The sequence below is a fragment of the Pseudomonas sp. C321 genome, assembly GCF_055407105.1.
Genome location: NZ_JBUZRB010000004.1, coordinates 72,411 through 90,299, shown reverse-complemented (window position 1 = coordinate 90,299; position 17,889 = coordinate 72,411). Strand labels below are relative to the sequence as shown.

Genomic DNA, 17,889 nt, shown 5'->3' with positions numbered 1-17,889 from the left:
TTTCCCGGCCAGCCGGGTCTAAACCGCACACGAACAGGGATTTTCAATGCAATCGACGTCCAGACGCCCCGCGTCCGCCACAACCTTTGGTGTTTCTCTGCTACTGGCAGCCGTTACGGGAGTACTCAGCGGCCCCACTTTGGGGCAGGGAAAAGTCACCGATGATTCAGCACAAGGCGAAACCCTGAGCGCGGCGGCCGCCCCGAAGAAAGACAGCCCTTACCTCTCCGACTGGTTCAACCAAGACCTGACGATCATTGGCAGCAAAGACATCAGCTTCGGCCCCAAGCCTGCCGATGACATTTACCTGGAGTACGAGTACTTCGGCCGCAAGGGGCCGTTCGAGCTATACGGTTATATAGATGTGCCAAAGATCTTCGGTATTGGTAACAGCAATGACAAAGGCGTCTGGGACCATGGCTCGCCAGTGTTCATGGAACACGAACCGCGCATCTCCATCGATTACCTGGCCGGCCGCAGCCTGGCCGTCGGGCCCTTCAAGGAATGGTACGTGGCCTTCGACTGGGTCTACGACCACGGCAGCAACAAGGCCAACCGCGCCAACACGTTATATAGCGGCCTGGGTACCGACATCGACACCCACTCGCGGGTCAACCTGTCGGCCAACTTCTACGGGCGTTACCAGTGGGAAAACTACGGCGCCAGCAATGAATATTCCTGGGACGGCTACCGCGCCCAAATGAAATACATCGTGCCCATCGGCAGCTTCGACAACGGCGCTTCGCTGACCTATATCGGTTTCACCAACTACGATTTCGGCTCGGATTTGCACAAGGACAACCCGGCGCGCACTGCCAACTCCCTGGTTGCAACCAACGTGCTCTTGTATTCCTTCACGCACCTGCGCTTCACCCTGGTGGGCCGTTATTTTCATAACGGCGGCAACTGGCAGGACGGCAGCGAGCTGAATTTCGGTGACGGCAACTTCCGCGCCCGCTCCAACGGCTGGGGTTACTACGCCGGGGTCGGTTATCAGTTTTGAGCGGCAAGCTGGAAGCCGCTCATCATTCATTTCGTAGGGGGATTTTATGCACGCAGTGACTCGTCTTTCTGTAGCCGTTGGTTTGGCCTTTGGCACACTGATAGCCTCCAACACCTTCGCTGCACAGCCTGCACCGATCAAACCCAAAGTGATGCTGATCACCATGTTCGCCCCCGAGGCACAGCACTGGATTGATCGCCTGGAACTCAAGCAGGAAGTCCGCGTGCCAGGCCTGTCGGCCGAGTACCCGGCAATCCGCTGCAACACCCAGGACGTGTGCCTGCTGGTGACCGGCATGGGCCAAACCAACGCCGCCGTCTCCACCCTGGCCCTGGCGTTGTCACCCAAGTTCGACCTGCGCCAGAGCTACTTCCTGGTCGCCGGGATTGCCGGTATCAACCCGCACCACGGCACCATCGGCACCGCAGCCTGGGCCCACTACCTGGTGGAGTTCGGCACCCAGTGGGAAATCGATTCCCGGGATGCGCCCAAGGACTGGCCGACCGGTTATATCGGTATCAACACCAAAGGCCCGAATGAGAAACCGCCGCTGGACTACAAGACCGAAGTATTCGAGCTGAACCCGAAACTTCAGGCCAAGGCATTTGCCCTGTCGCAAAAGGTCGAACTCAGTGAAAGCAAGGAATCCACCGCGTGGCGCAAACACTACCCGTACGCTCCGGCCAACCAGCCGCCGCAGGTCACCCAGTGTGACACCCTGGCCGGTAATACCTGGTTTTCCGGCACACGCCTGAGCGAACGCGCCGAAGTCTGGACCCAGTTGCTTACCGACAATAAAGGCATTTACTGCACCACCCAGCAGGAAGACAACTCCACCTACGAAGCGCTGCTGCGGGCCAGTCGTGAAGGTCTGGTGGATATCCAGCGCCTGGCCGTGGTACGCGCAGGCTCCGATTTCGACCGACCGTATCCGGGTTACAGCGAAGTCGACAACCTGCTGAAGTACGCGGACCAGGGCGGGTTCGTGCCAGCGCTGGAGAACCTGTACCGCACCGGCAACCCATTGGTGCAGGCGATTCTGAAGAACTGGTCGGCGTGGGAGAAAGGTGTTCCCGAGGCGTAAATCCCTCTTGCTGTGGGAGCAACTGTCTTGATGACCTTTATTTGGGCATCGTTTCCATGACCAGACAAACTCCCACAGCCCCAGGCCATGCAGCTTTCTTTCTAAGAAAATAACCGCTGCCGACAATCCGAATGAATTTTTACCGCCCTGAGTGATCACTTAGAGACACAAGGAGGGTCAACAGGTCCATGAACAACGCAAATTTTTTCGTGATCGACTACACGCTGCATGGCACGCCCAAGTCTTTCATTATTCGCCTGGAAAAACTCGACACCGCAGAAGCCTGGCATTGGGCAAGCTGCGATGCCGGCATAGGCCGCATCGGCCGATTTGCCCGGGAACAGGTGAAAAAGACCAGCAAGCCCCAGGCCGAGAAGTTTGGCATCGCAAATGTGCAATGGCGCCGCTCGGACGCGCGCTCTTGAACCTGGCAGGGAGGCACCGCCTAGACTGGCGCTGGAACCGCAATAACCCTGTAGGGGCCGCTCGCCCCTACAAGCGTTTCACATTTAGCCATGCGCCGACTTGGCACACTCACACCCCGTAGACGAAGCGCACGGCTCACCATGGGCATGATGATCGGCACAGCCCTGGCAGCAATAACTCTTACCTTCTTTCATCACCGCCGTTTGCCCCACCAGGCAGTTGCAGTGAGGGCAGGCACAGGTTTTTTCTTGCATGATCAGACTCCTTCGTCATGGTCGTCCCGGTGCGGCGAACGCCGACACCTTAAGCAGTGACTGCCCGACACCACCGTTGGTTCAAAGCCGTTAATCGGCGCGGGTACTGCTGCGATACATGAACACCAGGGCCAGCGCCAGGCAGAGCATTGCCACAATCCGGCTGCCGGACAGTTCGATGGCCGGGTTGCCGAGCCAGCCGAAATTGTCGATCAGCATGCCCATGCCCAATTGCCCAACGATCACCGCCACAGTCGCCACCGCTGTGCCAATAATCGGTACAGCACCGACCATGACCATCATGTACACCACCCCAAACAACGCCCCCGTCAGTTGCCATTTCGGCACATCCAACAGGCTAACCGCGTGAGCCGGCTCAAAGAACAGAACCAGCAGGCCGGTGCTGATCGCCCCGACCACAAAGGTCAGTAGACTGCTGCGCAATACACCCACCGTCTGCCCCAGCCGACCATTGATCGCCGCCTGCACACTCAACACCGCACCTGCGGCCACCACCAATACCAACAACACAATCAGATTCATCGTCTTAACCCCGTGCAATCAAAACAAGTGCCGCCACAATCAACAGCAGCGCAATCCAGCGCTCACCGTTGACCCGTTTGCGCGTGGTGCCGAACCAGCCGAAGTGGTCGATCAACACACTCTTGCCCACTTGGCCGGAGAGAATCGCGATCATGGTCATGGCAATGCCGATATGCGGCGTGGCCAGGGTCAGCACCACCACGTACATCGGGCCCAGGAAGCCGCCGATCAACTGCCAGCGCGGCAGATCGGTGAGGGCCGGGCCTTTTTGCGGGCCACTGAACAGCAATAGTAAAAACAGAATCGCGGAGCCTACGCCGAAGATACTCAAGGTCGCCCACAAGTGCCCGACCTGCACGCCCAACGGCCCCAGCAAACCGGCTTCCACCGACAAGCCCATGCCGGCGAAAATCACCAGCGGCAATAACAGTAGCCGAAGAAAGGTTTTCGGCTTGGCTTGAGCCAGGCCCGCACCGTCAAGAGAGGAAGTTTGCATAGAACACCTGCGCAATTAGAGAGGAGCGATGGCGTGCATTATCCGGTGGCAGTGCCTTGCGATAAATGGGAGCATGCCGACAACACCTTTGCGCATTGCGCATAGCACGGAGTCATCATGCAGGGTTTGAGCGAGTTGAGTTTCAAGGCGCTTCGCCTGTTTGTCGCGGTACTGGACTACGGCAGTTTCTCCGAAGTCGCCCGCCGTGAGGGCTTGGCACCCTCCTCCATCTCCCGGCAAATTCAGTTGATGGAGCAGGCCCTGGGCCAACAACTGCTGTATCGCCACACTCGTGCCGTCAGCCCCACCGAGGCCGGGCGCTTGCTGGGCCATCACGCGCGCTTGGTGCTGGAGCAACTGGAAGAAGCCGGACAGGCCTTGCAGGAACAGGAAAGCGAGCCCAGCGGCCTGGTGCGGATCAACGCGCCGATGGTGTTCGGCCAGCGGCACCTCTCGCCATGGTTGGGTGAGCTGTGCCGGCGCTATCCCAAGCTGCAACTGGATATCCAGCAGACCGACACCTACGTAGACCCGCTGCAAGGCGGTACCGACCTGCTGTTTCGCATCGGCGTACTCAACGATTCCGGCATGCAGGCGCGCATTTTCGCCCCGCAGCGTTTCCGCATCGCCGCCAGCCCTGCCTATCTGGCGCAATACGGTACGCCACAACACCCCGATGAACTGGTGAACCACCAATGCCTGGCCTACAAAGGCGTCACCGGCCAGCAGCGCTGGTTCTTTCGCCGCGACCAGGGCGACTGGACGCCCTACAGCGTCAAGGGCCCGATCACCGGCAACCACGCCGATACCCTGACCCACGCCGCCGAGCAAGGCCTGGGCCTGGTGGTATTTCCGTCGTGGTTGATCGGCGAAGGCCTGCGTGCCGGGACCTTGCAGGCTGTGCTGACTGACTATGAAGTGGCCACGACCCTGGAGCCGCAACAGATTGCGGCGCTGTGGCCCGGAAGCCGCCGCCTGTCGGTGAAGGTTCGTACGGTAATCGACTACTTCGTCGAATGCTTCGGGCCGATACCGTACTGGGATCGCTGATTAGAACAGCCATTGCCCGATCAACCAGGCATTGGCGCCGCTGATCACCGCAAATAGGGTCCAGGCCAACAGCTTCGTGGGCAGGCGATTGACGAACGGCCCCATCAGCTGTTTGTCGCCAGTCATGCGAATCAACGGGTACAAGGCAAACGGCAACTGCAGGCTCAACACCACTTGACTGAGGATCAGCAACTTGCCGATGGCATCGTCCCCCATCAGCCACACCCCGAGGAATGCCGGGATCAGCGCCAGCCCACGGGTGATCAGGCGCCGCTGCCAGCAGGGAATCCGCAGGTTGAGGTAGCCCTCCATGATCACTTGCCCGGCGATGGTGCCGGTAAAGGTGGAGCTTTGCCCGGAGGCCAGTAAGGCAATGCCGAACAGAATACTGGCGAAGGCACCGCCCACCAGTGGGTCCAGCAGGTGGTAGGCATCCTGGATTTGCACGACCTCGAAGTGGCCGGTCTGGTGGAAGGCCGCCGCCGCCAGCACCAGGATCGCCGCGTTGACCAACAAGGCCAGGGCCAGGGAGCCAATGGTGTCGATACGCGCCAGCTTGACCGCGTCCTGGCGGCTGGCCAAATCCTTGCCGAACAACCGGGTTTGCACGATGGATGTGTGCAAATACAGGTTATGGGGCATCACCGTCGCCCCTAGAATGCCGATGGCCAGGTACAGCGGCGCGGCATCGCTGATGGCCGACAACGACGGCGTAAAGCCACGGAGCACGTCCGGCCAGTAGGGTTTGATCAGCACGAGTTCGATAAAGAAACACACGCCGATGGTGGCCACCAGTGCCAGCATGATTGCTTCCAGGCGGCGAAAACCACGGTTTTGCAGAGCCAGGATCAGCAGCGTATCGAAGGCAGTAATGACGATGCCGGTGGTCAGGGAAACCCCCAGCAGCAGGTGAAAAGCCAAGGCGCAGCCGAGAACTTCGGCGAGGTCGGTGGCGATGATCGAGATTTCCGCCAATACCCATTGCGTGCGCGCCGAGCGTTTGCTGTAGCGCTCACGGCACAGCTGCGCCAGGTCCTTGCCGGTGGCGATGCCCAACCGCGAACACAAACACTGCACCGCCATCCCGGCCAAACTGGCCAGCAACACCACGAACAACAGGTTGTAACCATAGCGTGAGCCGGCCTCGATGGCCGTCGCCCAGTTGCCCGGGTCCATGTAGCCGATGGAGATCAGCAAGCCGGGGCCGGCGAATTTCAGCAACCGTTTGAAAAATGAGGCACTGGGATCGACTGCAATGGAGCCGGCGACTTCCGGCGGGCAGAACGGAGCAGTAGCGATTTTCGGCAAGCTAAATTTCACGCGGGGTACCCGGTAAACACGCAGAACAAGGGCGCAGCTTATCAGTCAGACGAGACCGTACGCATCACCGTTTCCCTGGGCAGATCAAACGCCTCCACCACCTTAACCACCAGGTCCATCTCTTGATTCAGCGCCTCGCGCTCCAGGCGCTGACGAATCACCCCGAGCACCAGCACCGCCAGGGTGGTGATGGAATACGCCGGCCCGGAAAACGCCCGCACCCCACTCACCAACAACATCGCTGCCGCCAGCGCCTGCCCCACCACCGGAATTGCCGTAGCCGCGCCCCGGCGCAGGATAAAACCGGTCAACCCGGCCAGCGCTGTACCACTCAAGGCCGTGGTGGCCGAGCGCCCGACATCGAAGCGATTGAAAAAACCCTGTTCCTTTTGCGCAGCCGCCTTGAGTTCGGCCTCGAAGACCTTGCGGTCGGCCAGGCTGAGCTTGTCCTTATACTGCTCGATCAAGGTTTCGGCGACCCGCTCTTCAAGGGCCGTGAGGGCCACGCTGTCGAGGGGCTGGTCAAACTTGACCCCCACTCGCTGGACCACGTCCTGGGCCATTTCGCGATAGCTGACGCCATGGCCCCGCGCCAGGTTCATGAAGCTGTCGCCACCCATGCGCTGCAACTCCACGGCCAGTTTCAGCGGCTCGCGCACGCTGACATCGATGGACGCACTGTGTTTTTGCGCCATTAATTCGGCAAGAAACTTCAGTTCATCCGGCCGCGCCTGCACCAGCAGCGGGAACAGGTCGACATCCTCCTCGGCAAACCGCACCTCGCTACTACGCTGATCGGCGCGGATCATGCCACGGCGCTCCTGCAGCAGGTCGGTGTATTGCACCACTGTCTTCAATTGTGGCCAGTAGGCAGCGTGATCAAAGCTGGTCAAGTGCACGTTGGCCACCTTGTCCTTGAGGGCCGGGGTCAACGGGATCGCATAACGGCCGATGCACCGCTCGGCATCCGGCTTGAGCGCCAGCGCCCAGTCCTTGCTGGAGTGGCAGTTGATCACCCGGCCCTTCAGCGGCGCCGACACCTGGTCCCAGGGGCTGGAAGTGCAGATCGCCCCGCCCATCAACAAGAGGTTGTTCAACGGCAGTTCACGGGCCAGTTCGGGGCTTGCCAACAAACTCTTGACCAACAACCGCGCACCCAGCGAATGGCCAATCAGGTTGATTTTCTGCACCTGGATAGACTCGCCGTGCAGGTAGTTGGCCAATTCGGGCAGCAGGCTTTTGGCGACTTCATCAACCCGGGCTTCGACGCTTTTGTAGTGGTCGAGAAAATAGGCAATCGCCTTGCCCAGGCCAATGGTCGCCGCGCCCAGGGTGCCGCCGCCGAGCATGGAAGCGATGACGTCCTTGAACGGCGCAAACAGGTTTTCCAGGAAATGCCCCGCCGGCCAGAACAGCATCAGGTTGGTCGAGCCTTCGATGGTCGCCAGTTGCGCCTTGAAGTTGCCCAGCTGTTGCTGATTAAAGAAGGCCGAGTAACCGTGGACGTAGAGATTGAGCACATCACCTTGGGGCTCGCCGCACAGGACGAACGTGGGCTTGCGGGTGCGGTGCATTTCATCCCACTGGTGTTGCATGGGGCGGTAACTCCTGATGACGGTGGAGGGCGATAGTAGCAAAGGGTGGGTTGAGGCAATGTGAAAACCTCGGTGGGTTAAGGAACCCTCTGCCCATACACATGGGCAGGCATGCCATAAATCAGGGATTTTGTTCCGATATTCAGTTCTCTAGCATCCTCCACTGATGCTGAGAGACGCCGGTAACGCTGAACGACTCAACTGGCAAAGTTCTCGATCTTTACCTGACCGTCAGGAAAGGTCGCGACAATCTCCAACTCGCCACCCATGGCACGGATGTAGTTACGCAGGGTGCTGATGTACATGTCGGTGCGTCGTTCCATTTTGGAAACGGCCGCCTGGTTGATATTCAGTACCTTGGCCAGACTCTCCTCTGGCTCATCTGCCCCGGACCACTGTCGCCAGGGCGTGCTTCAGGATGCCAGCGATGTGTTTGCAGTGATAACAGAGCAGGATTGTCCCCAGCGAACACTGGCTAACCCATGTCTTTCTCTGCAAAAAATCAGATTTCAAAATGTAAAAAAGCGTTCTAATAGCGCTCTGTTGATTCGAAAAAGATCCTGGAGTAAGCAATGCCCCATGAAGGCAACCTGTTACAAGCGGCCGTGGTGTTCCTGTTCGCCGCGGTGCTCACCGTACCCTTGGCCAAGCGCCTGCAATTGGGCGCGGTACTGGGCTATCTGCTGGCCGGGGTGATCATCGGCCCGTCGGTACTGGGGCTCGTGGGCAACCCGCAAAGTGTCAGCCAGTTTTCCGAGTTAGGGGTAGTGTTGCTGCTGTTCATCATTGGCCTGGAGCTTTCGCCCAAACGCTTATGGGTGATGCGCAAGGCGGTGTTCGGCGTCGGCCTGGCCCAGGTGGTGATCACCGGGACGGTCATCGGCGTGCTAGCGCTGTGGGTGTTTGGCCAGTCGTGGAACAGCGCCATTGTACTGGGTCTGGGCCTGGCCTTGTCCTCCACTGCCTTCGGCCTGCAAAGCCTGGCCGAACGCAAGGAACTGAACCAACCCCATGGCCGCCTGGCGTTTGCCATTCTGCTGTTTCAGGACATCGCGGCGATCCCGCTGATCGCCATGGTGCCGCTTCTCGCTGGCAACAATCACACCACTACCGCCGCCCAGGACCTGAACCACGGCTTGCAGGTATTGGGCAGCATCGTCGTGGTGATCATTGGCGGTCGTTATCTGTTGCGACCGGTGTTTCGCATCGTCGCCAAGACCGGGCTGCGAGAAGTGTCCACCGCAACGGCCCTGCTGGTGGTGATCGGCACGGCATGGTTGATGGAGCTGGTGGGCGTGTCCATGGCCTTGGGCGCGTTCCTCGCAGGCCTCTTGCTGGCTGACTCGGAATACCGCCACGAACTGGAATCCCAGATCGAACCGTTCAAGGGGCTGTTGCTGGGGCTGTTTTTTATTAGCGTCGGCATGGGCGCCAATATCAGCCTATTGTTCAGCGCGCCGATCGTCGTACTGGGGCTGACCCTGCTGCTGATCGCCATCAAGCTGCCGCTGCTGTTTTGCATCGGCCAACTGGCGGGTGGTCTCAATCGCGAAAGTGCACTGCGCCTGGGCGTGGTGCTGGCCGCAGGCGGTGAGTTCGCCTTCGTGGTGTTCAAGATCGGCCGCGACCAGGGCCTGTTCGAACCGCGGCTCTACGACATCCTGGTGCTGACCATCACCCTGTCCATGGCCCTGACCCCGTTGCTGTTGCTGCTGTGCCCGATACTGTTCAAACCCAAGAGCAAAACCGTCAAAGTACCCGAGGAATACCGCGCCATCGAGAGCGATGCGCCACGGGTGGTGATCGCCGGCATGGGCCGCATGGGGCAGATCGTGGCGCGTATCCTGCGAGCACAAAACATTTCGTTTATCGCCCTCGACACCTCGGTGGAAACTATCGAGCTGACCCGCAGTTTTGGCGGCATGCCGGTGTTCTACGGCGACCCACAGCGCCCGGAAATCCTCCATGCGGCCAAGGTCGACCAGGCGGAGTTTTTCGTGATTGCCATGGATGATCCCGAGATCAACATCAAGACCGCCGAACTGGTGCGCAGTCTGTACCCGCACATGAAGATCATCGCCCGCGCGCGTAACCGCCAGCACGTCCATCGCCTGGTGGACCTGGACGCGTCACCAGTACGCGAGACGTTCTACTCCAGCCTGGAAATGAGTCGTCGTACCCTGGTGGGACTAGGCCTGAGCCAAACCCAGGCCGATGCGCGGATCAACCGCTTCAAGAACCACGACCTGCAACTGCTGGCCGTCCAGCATGCGGTGTACGACGACGCGGCCAAGGTCATGCAGTCAGCTCAGGAGTCCCGCGCGGAGCTGGCGCGGTTGTTTGAGATGGATCGGTTGGAGGAAGAGTCCGACAAGGCGTGAGGATGGACATGAACGACATTGCGAATTTCTGACAGAATACGGCGCAACTTCGTTCTTTCCTGGAGAGCTTCATGGCCACCCTCACCAAGACCGCAGCCTTCTTGGCGCTCGCGCTGACCGCAAGCTTGGGCGCCTGCCAAGTGTTCGCCGCCGACAAGCCAGCCGGCCAGACCATCTCCACCCTGGACGGCAAATTCACCTTCGGCCTGCCCAAGGCCTACACCGCCGATGCACTGCCGGCCGGCGATGAAGCCCACGGCACCGCGGGCGCCAGCGGCACGATGTACACCAACCAGGCGGGCAAAAGCGTGGTGATCGTGGCCGAGACCCTGCGTAATGACGGCATCACCATCAAGGACAACGACCCGCAATTTCTCGACGGCGCGGTGACTGGATTCGTCAAGGAGCAAAGCGCCACCCTGCCAGACTTCAAGAAACTGGGCGAAATAAAGCTGGTCCTCAAGGGCTTGGGCATGCGTCAGGTTGACAGCACGGCGACCATGGGGGGCGGCAAGACCCTGACCTCGACATTCTTCGCCGGCTCCGGCAATCACCTGCTGGTAATCCAGGCGATTTCCCGGGCCGATGATGCCAAGGGACATGGCGTGTTGGTGAAGCAGATTACGGGCGGCAAGTAAGCCGATTTCCACGGCTATTGCTTTGTTTAGGGCAGGCTCTTTTGGAGCCAGTTCTTCAGGTCCTGCACTTCGGCATTACTGATGGTATGGGTCATGCCCGGATAACCATGAAACTCCGGTTTCAGCCCCAGGCCCGACAACACCTCATTGGCCCGCGTGGCCGAGGCATACGGCAACGCTTGGTCCAACGTGCCATGGCCGATAAAAATCGCCAGCTTGCCCAGTTGCTCATCCGGCTTGAACTGAGTCTTGAGCTGAGCCTTGAGCACCGGCAACACGCTGCCACTCAACGCCGCGATCCCCCGCAGCATTTGCGGCTGCCGTAAGCCCACCTCGTACGACATGATCGCTCCCTGGCTGAACCCCACCAGGAATACTCGGTCGCTCTGGGTGTGATACTTGGCCGTGGCCTGGGCGACAAAGTCCTCGATCAGCCGTGCGCTGCTCTGCAAATCGACGGTCTCGCCATCGTAGTCGCCATTGCCGGGCGTCTTGCGAAACCAGCGATAGCCATCCTCATCCACCGTTCCCGGTGCTCGAACTGACAGGTAGCTCCAGGTCGACGGCAGTTCATCCCTGAGACCGAAAAGGTCCTGCTCATTGCTGCCAAACCCATGGAGAAAAATCACCAGGGGCTGGTTGCGTGAATCACTTTGAGTCTGCTCCAGGTACGACAGCGGCAAATCCGTGTGCAGGGCAGATTGGGCGTGGGCGACACCCGCACACAACGTCAGCGCCAAGACGATCAGTTTGAACATGGGGATCAACCTCAAGGCTTGCGCAGCAAATAAGTGTCCATGATCCAGCCGTTGGCCTGGCGCGCCGCCTTGCGCACACGCTCAATCTCATCGGCAACCTCAGCCACCTTGCCGCTGATGAGGATCTCGTCCGGCGTACCGAGGTAGGCGCCCCAATAGATATCCACGTCCTTGTCCGCCACGGTGCGGTAGGAGTCCTCTGCATCGAGCATCACCACCAACGTATCGGCGTCACTGACCTGCCCCGCCGCCAACCGGCGACCTGTGGTGATCTCGATGGACCGGCCGATGCGGTTCAGCGGCACTTTGTGCTGGGCCGCCAGGGCCTGGACGCTGGTGATGCCGGGGATGACTTCGAACTCGAATTCACAGCGGCCAGTGGCGAGGATTGCCTGGAGGATGCGGATGGTGCTGTCGTACAGCGCCGGGTCGCCCCACGCCAGGAATGCGCCCACTTCACCGTCGGCCATTTGTTCGTTGATCACCCGCTCAAAGGTCTGCTGCTTATCGCGATTCAGGTCCTGCACAGCGGTGGTGTAGTCGATTTCACCGCGCACTCGCTCGGGGCAATCAGCCTCGACAAAGCGGTAGTCGTGATCGGTGATATAGGTCTCGCAGATTTCCCGACGCAGGTCGATCAGCTTGTCCTTGCTCTGGCCCTTGTCCATCAGGAAAAACACGTCGGTGCGGTTGAGCGCCTTGACCGCCTGCATGGTGATGTAGTCGGGGTTGCCGGCGCCAATGCCGATGATCAGGATGCTCTTCATGGGAAAGTCTTCATGAGGTGTTCTCAATACGGGGCGGCGATTTTGCCATGTTCCGGCTACGAGGCGTGAGTTTCCAGGCGCAGGCGCCAGACACCGTTGAAACGCAGCTCGGTGGATGACAGCGGCTCCACGTCGATCAGATTGAACATCGCGACCGGACATTGCATGACGTGCAGCAAGGCAGCACGGATGATGAAGGGATGGGTCACCGCCACCACGTGTCCTGGATTAGCTTCGAGGGTTTGCATCCACTGCCCTACCCGCTTGCAGACCTGTTGCACCGATTCGCCACCATGAGGGGCGCTGGTGCTGTCGGTAAGCCAGGTCATCAACTCGTCGCGGTCGACCTCGTCGATATCCTGGCCCTGCCAACTGCCGAAATCACCATCGCGCAAGGCTTCATCGACCTTTGCGCCGTTGCCGAACAACGTTGCCGTTTGCCGGGTTCGGGCTTCAGGACCACAGAGCAGGCGCAGGTTTTTCTTGAAACGCCCGGCCAGCGATAACGGCACCTGCCGCCAATCCATCTCCAGAGACTGGTCGATAGGGAATTGACCGCGTTTCTGATACGGCGTCGTGGCGTGGCAAACAAGGGTCAAACGTGTGGCCTGCATCCCCTTCTCCTCTGGTGTGGGAATCACGTGTGCAGTCAATACTGCGCCAGCCCCTTGCCTGACAAGCCAATTGTTCGGAAATTTCCCCGCCAAGTTGACGAGCGGACTTGCGAATGTTCAGATGCTGCCCTGTTTCAGGTGCCTCATGCCGCCGTGCATGGGGTGAAACGGGAAACCGGTACGCTCATCCGAGCAAGTCCGGTGCTGCCCCCGCAACGGTATACGCGTGACCTCTTCGACACACCACTGTGGCCAAACCGCCATGGGAAGGTGAAGGGCTCCAGACGCGTGAGCCCGGAGACCGGCCTGGAGTATCTCCATGGACGCCGACCTGGCCAGCGCCCAGGCGTTGATCGAGCCTGGCAAACCGTTATCAGTGTTCTACCTGGACAGCGAAGTCAACGGCCTGGACAGCGAAAGCCGGCGCAGTTTCGTCACGACCCTGTTGGCCGCCGCCAGCCGCAAGCGCCAATTGCTGACCACAGACCCAGTGTTGTCGCGCCTGCGGGCGGTTCGGGAAAACCGCATGATCGATATCCCGTTTACCCACCTGGTACCCACGGTTGGCAGCGCCAATGTGGTGCTGGGACTGGCGCGGCAGTTCAGGGACATGCGCCAGGAGTTATCCCCAACTCTCTGAACGACTGAAAACCAGGTTCGCATACCAGTCAATGCTGATTGCAATAGGTCAATAGCGTGTGAAGCAGGTGGTCGATAGCCTCAGATACACCTTCAACCGCAGGCGCCAGTGCCTCACGATCCTGCTGTTCACAGGCCTTCTCCAATACCTCACAGCAGCGCGTCAATACCTGCGCGTTGACCATACGAGCACCGCCCTTGGCCCTGTGGGCCAGGTCATGCAACCTGGGGAAATCCTGCGTGCGCAGCAGTTGCGGCAGTAACCCGTGGTCCACCTGCAAACTGTCGAGCAATGGGGCCAGCAGCTCTTTAAGCGCCTGGGTGTCAGCGCCTGTCAACTTTACCAGGTGGCTCAAATCAATATTCGCTAGCGGCTCGGGCTCAAAGGGCTCGGCAATCGAGGGCATCCCGGTACGTGAAGCCAGCGCCGCGCGCAGGTCCTCAAGGCCGGAAGGTTTAAACAGGCAACCGTCCATTCCGGCCTGCAGGCACAGGTCCACTTCCTCAGGCTGAGCGTTGGCGGTAAAGCCCAATAACAAACAGGGGGCCAGGCCTTTGGCCTGCTCTTGCCTGCGAATATCCCGCGCCAACTCGTAGCCATTTTTAAACGGCATGTTGCAATCGGTGATGACGCCATCAAAGCACTCCTCTTGCCAGCGCTCAAGGCCCTGAATACCGTCCTCGGCGGTACTGATCCGATGCCCGAGAAAGCTCAGTTGTCGGGCGAGCAGCAAGCGGTTGGCGGGATAGTCGTCCACCACCAGAATATTCAATACATGGGCCGCAGATGTTTGCGGGGTAGCCGATACCGCCGGGGTGGGCGGTGAAACAGTAGCTGCCAACGATAACGTCACGTCGACCCGCGTGCCCTGCCCAACGACACTGCTCAGTTGTAGTTGACCGCCCATCATCTCGCACAGGCTGCGGCTGATCACCAGTCCCAGGCCAGAACCGCTGCGGGCCGCCTGCTCGGTGTTGCGGCCCTGAACAAAGGGGTTGAACAGCCGCGCCTGGTCGTCGGCGCTGATGCCAATCCCCGTGTCCTCCACCCATAACTTCAGACTCAAGTAACCGCTGGCAACGGCCGGCGCCCCCTGGGCACTGAGCCGAACCTGGCCGCTGCTGGTGAACTTGATGGCGTTGCTCAAGAGGTTGGATACCACCTGTTTGAAACGCTGCGGGTCAATCAGCACAGGACGATCAATCAGCGGATCTAGCTCCACCTGCAGCGACAAGCCTTTGGCCCGCGCCAGGCCCTCGAAAATCCGCGCCGTTGATTTCAGCAATTCATGCAAGTTCGAGGGCTCCAGGGTCAAGGACAGGTGCCCGGATTCGATGCGTGCAATGTCGAGAATATCGCCGATCAACTCCAACATGCCCCTCGACGCATCGGACGCCACTTCCAGGGCATCGCGGTCTACCCGGCCCTGTTCGGCGTTTTTCAGGGCCAGTTCGATCATGCCAATAACCGCATTCATGGGAGTGCGAATCTCGTGGCTCATGGTTGCCAGGAAGGTGGTCTTGGCCCGGTTGGCGGCATCGGCGCCTTCCATGGCCTCCTGCAATTGCCCCAGCAAACGCTGACGTTCGCTGACATCCACCCAGCCAGCAATCATGCCCACCACCTTTTCGTCACCGTCACGGTACGGCAGCATCCAGTGGTAAATGGTCAAGGTCGCGCCGCCTGGAGCCTTGAGTACACGGTCGTGTATCTGCGGCTCTCCCTGCTCCATCAGCCGCAGGTAGTCCTCATGATAGGACTGGGCCTGGGGCGGGTTGCCCGTATCGGTCTCAACTACCGTTTTGCCGATCACGTTTTCAAGCTTGAAGCCGAACACCTCAAGGTAAGCGCTGTTACAGGCCATCAGCCGCCCCAGGCGATCACGAACATAAATCGGATGCGGGGTGCCGTCGATCAGTACGCTCATAAAACGCATCTGATCACTCAGGGCTCGCTCGGCCTGGGCTCGCTTGCGAATCAGGCTGCGCAGGTAGATCACCCAGCCCAACGTCACCAGCAAGAGCAGTGCAGCCAGGGAAAAAACCTGGATGATCGTATTACGGTGCTGTGACCAGTAGCCGTCTTCGATGACTACTTCAGTGCGCCAGCGATTGGTAAACTCATCCATTTCCTGAGGCGTAATGCTCAATAGCGCCTTGTCAAGGATCGAGTACAGCTCCAGTTGGCTGCGGTTGACCCCAAAAGTGATACGGGCAGGCTGCGAGCCAACCGTGCTGGTCACGCGCAAACGGTCACGGTACTGACGGGCAATTACGTAGCGGGCGCTGATCAGCGAGTTGAGCGCCGCATCAGCCTCGCCGCTGGCCACCAGCTCCATGGCCTGCACGGGGCTCTGCACCTCCACGAACTTTATGCCGGGATAATCCTGGGTAATTCTTTCACGCAGGACATTGCCACCAATCATCGCAAGGCGCTTGCCCGGCATGTCCTCCAGTGTGAGCGGATTGCCTGTGCCGCTGCGACTGACCAGTACGAAGGGGTTGGTCAGGTACGGGCGGGTAAAACGTATCTTCTCTTCGCGCTCCATGCTGGGGGTGATAACCCCCATCATCTCGACAGCGCCAGCGTTGACCTGATCAACTTGCCAGGGAAGCGAGCCGCCGCGCACCACATCGAACTTCAGCCCGGTACGCAAGCTGACCTGGGCCAGGACCTCCGCACTCAAGCCCTGAAACTGGCCCTGTTCGTTGAAAAATGAAATCGGCACAAACTCGTCGAGCACCGCCACCTTTACCCGCGGATGCTTGTCCAGCCAGCGCTGTTCACTGGCACTCAGGCGCAGGCGGGCCTTGCCGATGAAACCGAGATTGCCAGCGCTCCAGCGGCGCAGGATCTCCATTTGCTCGCTGACCGGGATCACTTGCAGCGCCGCATTGACGATGCCTAGCAGTCGGGTGTTGTCGCGCGAGAATGCGAAAGCGAAAGGATTGACCTCCAGTGTAGAAAAGTCGGCCATGCGTACGTTATTGAGGTGGTTTTTAATGATCAGGTAATTGGTACTGATCGCATCCCCCAGGTAGACATCCGCCTGGCCGAACGCAACAGCGCCAATGGCTTCGAAGGTCGACGGGAAAAGTTGCAACCTAGCGTTGGGGTAAAACGCCTCTACCGCCGCCGGTTGCATGTAGTGATAGAGCATCGCCAAGCGCTTGCCCGCCAAGTCGGGGCTCAGGGCCTGGCTGTCATCCATGCGCGTCACTAGCGTCGGTTGGTCGTTGGCATACGAACGCGATAATACAAGCTGCGGGTCCGCCGCCTCATAACCGTTAGCCGATCCCAGAAAGTCCACCTCGCCGCGCTTGAGCGCCGCGATCACCTCATTGCGACTGTCGTAGCACCGAACCAGGACCGTGACGTTCAAGGCCTGGGCGATCAGCCCTGCGTAATCGGCAGTAATGCCCTCTAGGTCACCATTATTGTTAGTCAAATCAAACGGCGCATAATCAGGGCCGGAGACCCCCATCACCAACGTGCGCCGCTCTCGCAACCAACGCCAGTGCGACTCACCCAGGGTCACCGGCTGACCGTCAAAGTAGGAGTGCCCCAGTAAATGCAGGGACCGTGGTTCGCCAAAGGCCAAGCCCGCGGTGGATAACAGGCTCATCAACAAGAATGCTGTGAACCACCGGCCCAAGGAAACTGACATTTCAGATCAGATGGTTGCGCTGAGCGAACTTGGACAAGTGCACCACCGACGACATGCGCAGTTTCTCCTTCAATCGGGTTTTATAGGTACTGATGGTCTTGTGGCTCAACAGCATATCCTCAGCGATATCCTTGTTGCCCAGGCCAAGGGCCAGTTTCTGCAACACCGTCAACTCACGGTCCGACAATGCAGCCACCAGTTGTTGCTCGGTGGATTGCAAGTCATCCCGGCGCACAGAGCTTGTGGGCAGGCTGGGAAAGCAACTGTAGTTGGACATGACGGCCTTGATGGCTTTTTGCAGCTCATCCAACTCGCCGGTTTTTGCGACAAAGCCCATCGCACCAGCACGCATGCAGCGCGTTGAGAAAAACACTGCCAGGTAGGAGGTCAACACCAGGATTTTGCACGGCAGGCCCAGCGCCTTGATCCGGCTGATCACCTCCAGCCCACCCAGCTTGGGCATGGCCAAGTCGAGGATGACCAGGTCCGGCCGCTCCTCCCTGGCGATCTGCATGGCGTCAGCGCCATTGCCCGCCTCAAAAATCTTGTCGAAGCCTTCCTGCTTCAACAGATACTTAACGGTTGCACGAATGAACGGATGATCATCCACTATTAACGCTTTGCTCATGCGACTCCCCTGGGAAGACACCACC

Annotated in this window: 16 protein-coding genes, 2 pseudogenes and 1 riboswitch; of the genes and pseudogenes, 7 read left to right on the top strand and 11 right to left on the bottom strand. The window is 59.5% G+C overall.

Annotated features, from left to right (window positions below):
* Positions 1 to 46: 46 nt before the first annotated feature.
* The 3 genes from ACZRJ6_RS13205 to ACZRJ6_RS13195 all read left to right on the top strand — a co-directional run bounded on the left by ACZRJ6_RS13205 (position 47) and on the right by ACZRJ6_RS13195 (position 2,512).
* Complete coding sequence (locus ACZRJ6_RS13205; protein WP_463968820.1) at positions 47 to 1,003, top strand: nucleoside-specific channel-forming protein Tsx; 957 nt, start codon at positions 47 to 49, stop codon at positions 1,001 to 1,003.
* A gap of 46 nt (positions 1,004 to 1,049) precedes the next feature.
* The gene (locus ACZRJ6_RS13200) at positions 1,050 to 2,087 is read left to right on the top strand and encodes a purine-nucleoside phosphorylase (protein WP_463968821.1); all 1,038 of its coding nucleotides are present in this window, start codon (positions 1,050 to 1,052) and stop codon (positions 2,085 to 2,087) included.
* A gap of 188 nt (positions 2,088 to 2,275) precedes the next feature.
* On the top strand, positions 2,276 to 2,512 hold the full coding sequence (locus tag ACZRJ6_RS13195) for a DUF6555 family protein (protein WP_463968822.1): 237 nt from the start codon (positions 2,276 to 2,278) through the stop codon (positions 2,510 to 2,512).
* Positions 2,513 to 2,596: 84 nt separating this feature from the next.
* Here the strand turns inward: ACZRJ6_RS13195 and ACZRJ6_RS13190 are convergent, their stop codons facing one another.
* The 3 genes from ACZRJ6_RS13190 to ACZRJ6_RS13180 form a co-directional block, all read right to left on the bottom strand.
* Positions 2,597 to 2,767, bottom strand: coding sequence for a metallothionein (locus tag ACZRJ6_RS13190; protein WP_149413646.1), 171 nt, complete (start codon positions 2,765 to 2,767; stop codon positions 2,597 to 2,599).
* Positions 2,768 to 2,857: 90 nt separating this feature from the next.
* A complete protein-coding gene (locus ACZRJ6_RS13185) occupies positions 2,858 to 3,310 on the bottom strand; it encodes a DMT family transporter (protein WP_463968823.1) in 453 nt (150 codons plus the stop codon).
* A gap of 4 nt (positions 3,311 to 3,314) precedes the next feature.
* Entirely contained in the window at positions 3,315 to 3,806 is a 492-nt protein-coding gene (locus ACZRJ6_RS13180; protein ID WP_133101181.1) for a DMT family transporter, read from the bottom strand.
* 117 nt (positions 3,807 to 3,923) lie between these two features.
* Here ACZRJ6_RS13180 and ACZRJ6_RS13175 point away from each other — a divergent pair, with 117 nt between their 5' ends.
* Positions 3,924 to 4,856, top strand: a complete 933-nt coding sequence (locus ACZRJ6_RS13175) for a LysR family transcriptional regulator (RefSeq protein WP_463968824.1) — start codon at positions 3,924 to 3,926, stop codon at positions 4,854 to 4,856.
* Here ACZRJ6_RS13175 and ACZRJ6_RS13170 read toward each other — a convergent pair whose 3' ends face one another.
* From ACZRJ6_RS13170 to ACZRJ6_RS13160, 3 genes and pseudogenes are all read right to left on the bottom strand, one after another.
* Positions 4,857 to 6,176 carry an Nramp family divalent metal transporter gene (locus ACZRJ6_RS13170; RefSeq protein WP_463968825.1) on the bottom strand — a complete coding sequence of 440 codons (1,320 nt, stop codon included), beginning with the start codon at positions 6,174 to 6,176 and terminating at the stop codon, positions 4,857 to 4,859.
* 41 nt (positions 6,177 to 6,217) lie between these two features.
* Positions 6,218 to 7,771, bottom strand: coding sequence for a DUF726 domain-containing protein (locus tag ACZRJ6_RS13165; RefSeq protein WP_463968826.1), 1,554 nt, complete (start codon positions 7,769 to 7,771; stop codon positions 6,218 to 6,220).
* Between the two features lie 197 nt (positions 7,772 to 7,968).
* Positions 7,969 to 8,145, bottom strand: a pseudogene (locus ACZRJ6_RS13160) (XRE family transcriptional regulator); the annotation flags it as partial.
* Between the two features lie 198 nt (positions 8,146 to 8,343).
* On the opposite strand from ACZRJ6_RS13160, the gene ACZRJ6_RS13155 reads away from it, so the two are divergent.
* Both ACZRJ6_RS13155 and ACZRJ6_RS13150 read left to right on the top strand, forming a co-directional pair.
* A complete protein-coding gene (locus tag ACZRJ6_RS13155; RefSeq protein WP_463968827.1) occupies positions 8,344 to 10,152 on the top strand; it encodes a monovalent cation:proton antiporter-2 (CPA2) family protein in 1,809 nt (602 codons plus the stop codon).
* Between the two features lie 71 nt (positions 10,153 to 10,223).
* The gene (locus tag ACZRJ6_RS13150) at positions 10,224 to 10,790 is read left to right on the top strand and encodes a DcrB/PsbP domain-containing protein (RefSeq protein WP_463968828.1); all 567 of its coding nucleotides are present in this window, start codon (positions 10,224 to 10,226) and stop codon (positions 10,788 to 10,790) included.
* A 26-nt stretch (positions 10,791 to 10,816) separates the two neighbouring features.
* Here the strand turns inward: ACZRJ6_RS13150 and ACZRJ6_RS13145 are convergent, their stop codons facing one another.
* Genes ACZRJ6_RS13145 through ACZRJ6_RS13135 form a run of 3 tightly spaced genes read right to left on the bottom strand, consistent with a single transcriptional unit; the run spans position 10,817 to position 12,929 of the window.
* Positions 10,817 to 11,548: an alpha/beta hydrolase gene (locus ACZRJ6_RS13145; RefSeq protein ID WP_463968829.1), complete on the bottom strand. Its 732-nt coding sequence runs from the start codon at positions 11,546 to 11,548 to the stop codon at positions 10,817 to 10,819.
* 11 nt (positions 11,549 to 11,559) lie between these two features.
* The gene (cobF, locus tag ACZRJ6_RS13140; protein ID WP_463968830.1) at positions 11,560 to 12,315 is read right to left on the bottom strand and encodes a precorrin-6A synthase (deacetylating); all 756 of its coding nucleotides are present in this window, start codon (positions 12,313 to 12,315) and stop codon (positions 11,560 to 11,562) included.
* 56 nt (positions 12,316 to 12,371) lie between these two features.
* Complete coding sequence (locus tag ACZRJ6_RS13135; protein WP_463968831.1) at positions 12,372 to 12,929, bottom strand: histidine phosphatase family protein; 558 nt, start codon at positions 12,927 to 12,929, stop codon at positions 12,372 to 12,374.
* Between the two features lie 119 nt (positions 12,930 to 13,048).
* Positions 13,049 to 13,253: riboswitch (cobalamin riboswitch) on the top strand.
* Here ACZRJ6_RS13135 and ACZRJ6_RS13130 point away from each other — a divergent pair.
* Positions 13,240 to 13,569 (top strand): annotated as a pseudogene (locus ACZRJ6_RS13130) (ABC transporter substrate-binding protein); the annotation flags it as partial. It overlaps the preceding riboswitch by 14 nt.
* 28 nt (positions 13,570 to 13,597) lie before the next feature.
* On the opposite strand, the gene ACZRJ6_RS13125 reads toward ACZRJ6_RS13130, so the two are convergent.
* Together ACZRJ6_RS13125 and ACZRJ6_RS13120 are read right to left on the bottom strand one after the other, a co-directional pair.
* Positions 13,598 to 17,194, bottom strand: coding sequence for a transporter substrate-binding domain-containing protein (locus tag ACZRJ6_RS13125; RefSeq protein WP_463968832.1), 3,597 nt, complete (start codon positions 17,192 to 17,194; stop codon positions 13,598 to 13,600).
* A 43-nt stretch (positions 17,195 to 17,237) separates the two neighbouring features.
* Positions 17,238 to 17,864 (bottom strand): response regulator, encoded by a 627-nt coding sequence (locus ACZRJ6_RS13120; protein WP_133101191.1) that lies wholly within the window; start codon positions 17,862 to 17,864, stop codon positions 17,238 to 17,240.
* Positions 17,865 to 17,889: the final 25 nt, after the last annotated feature.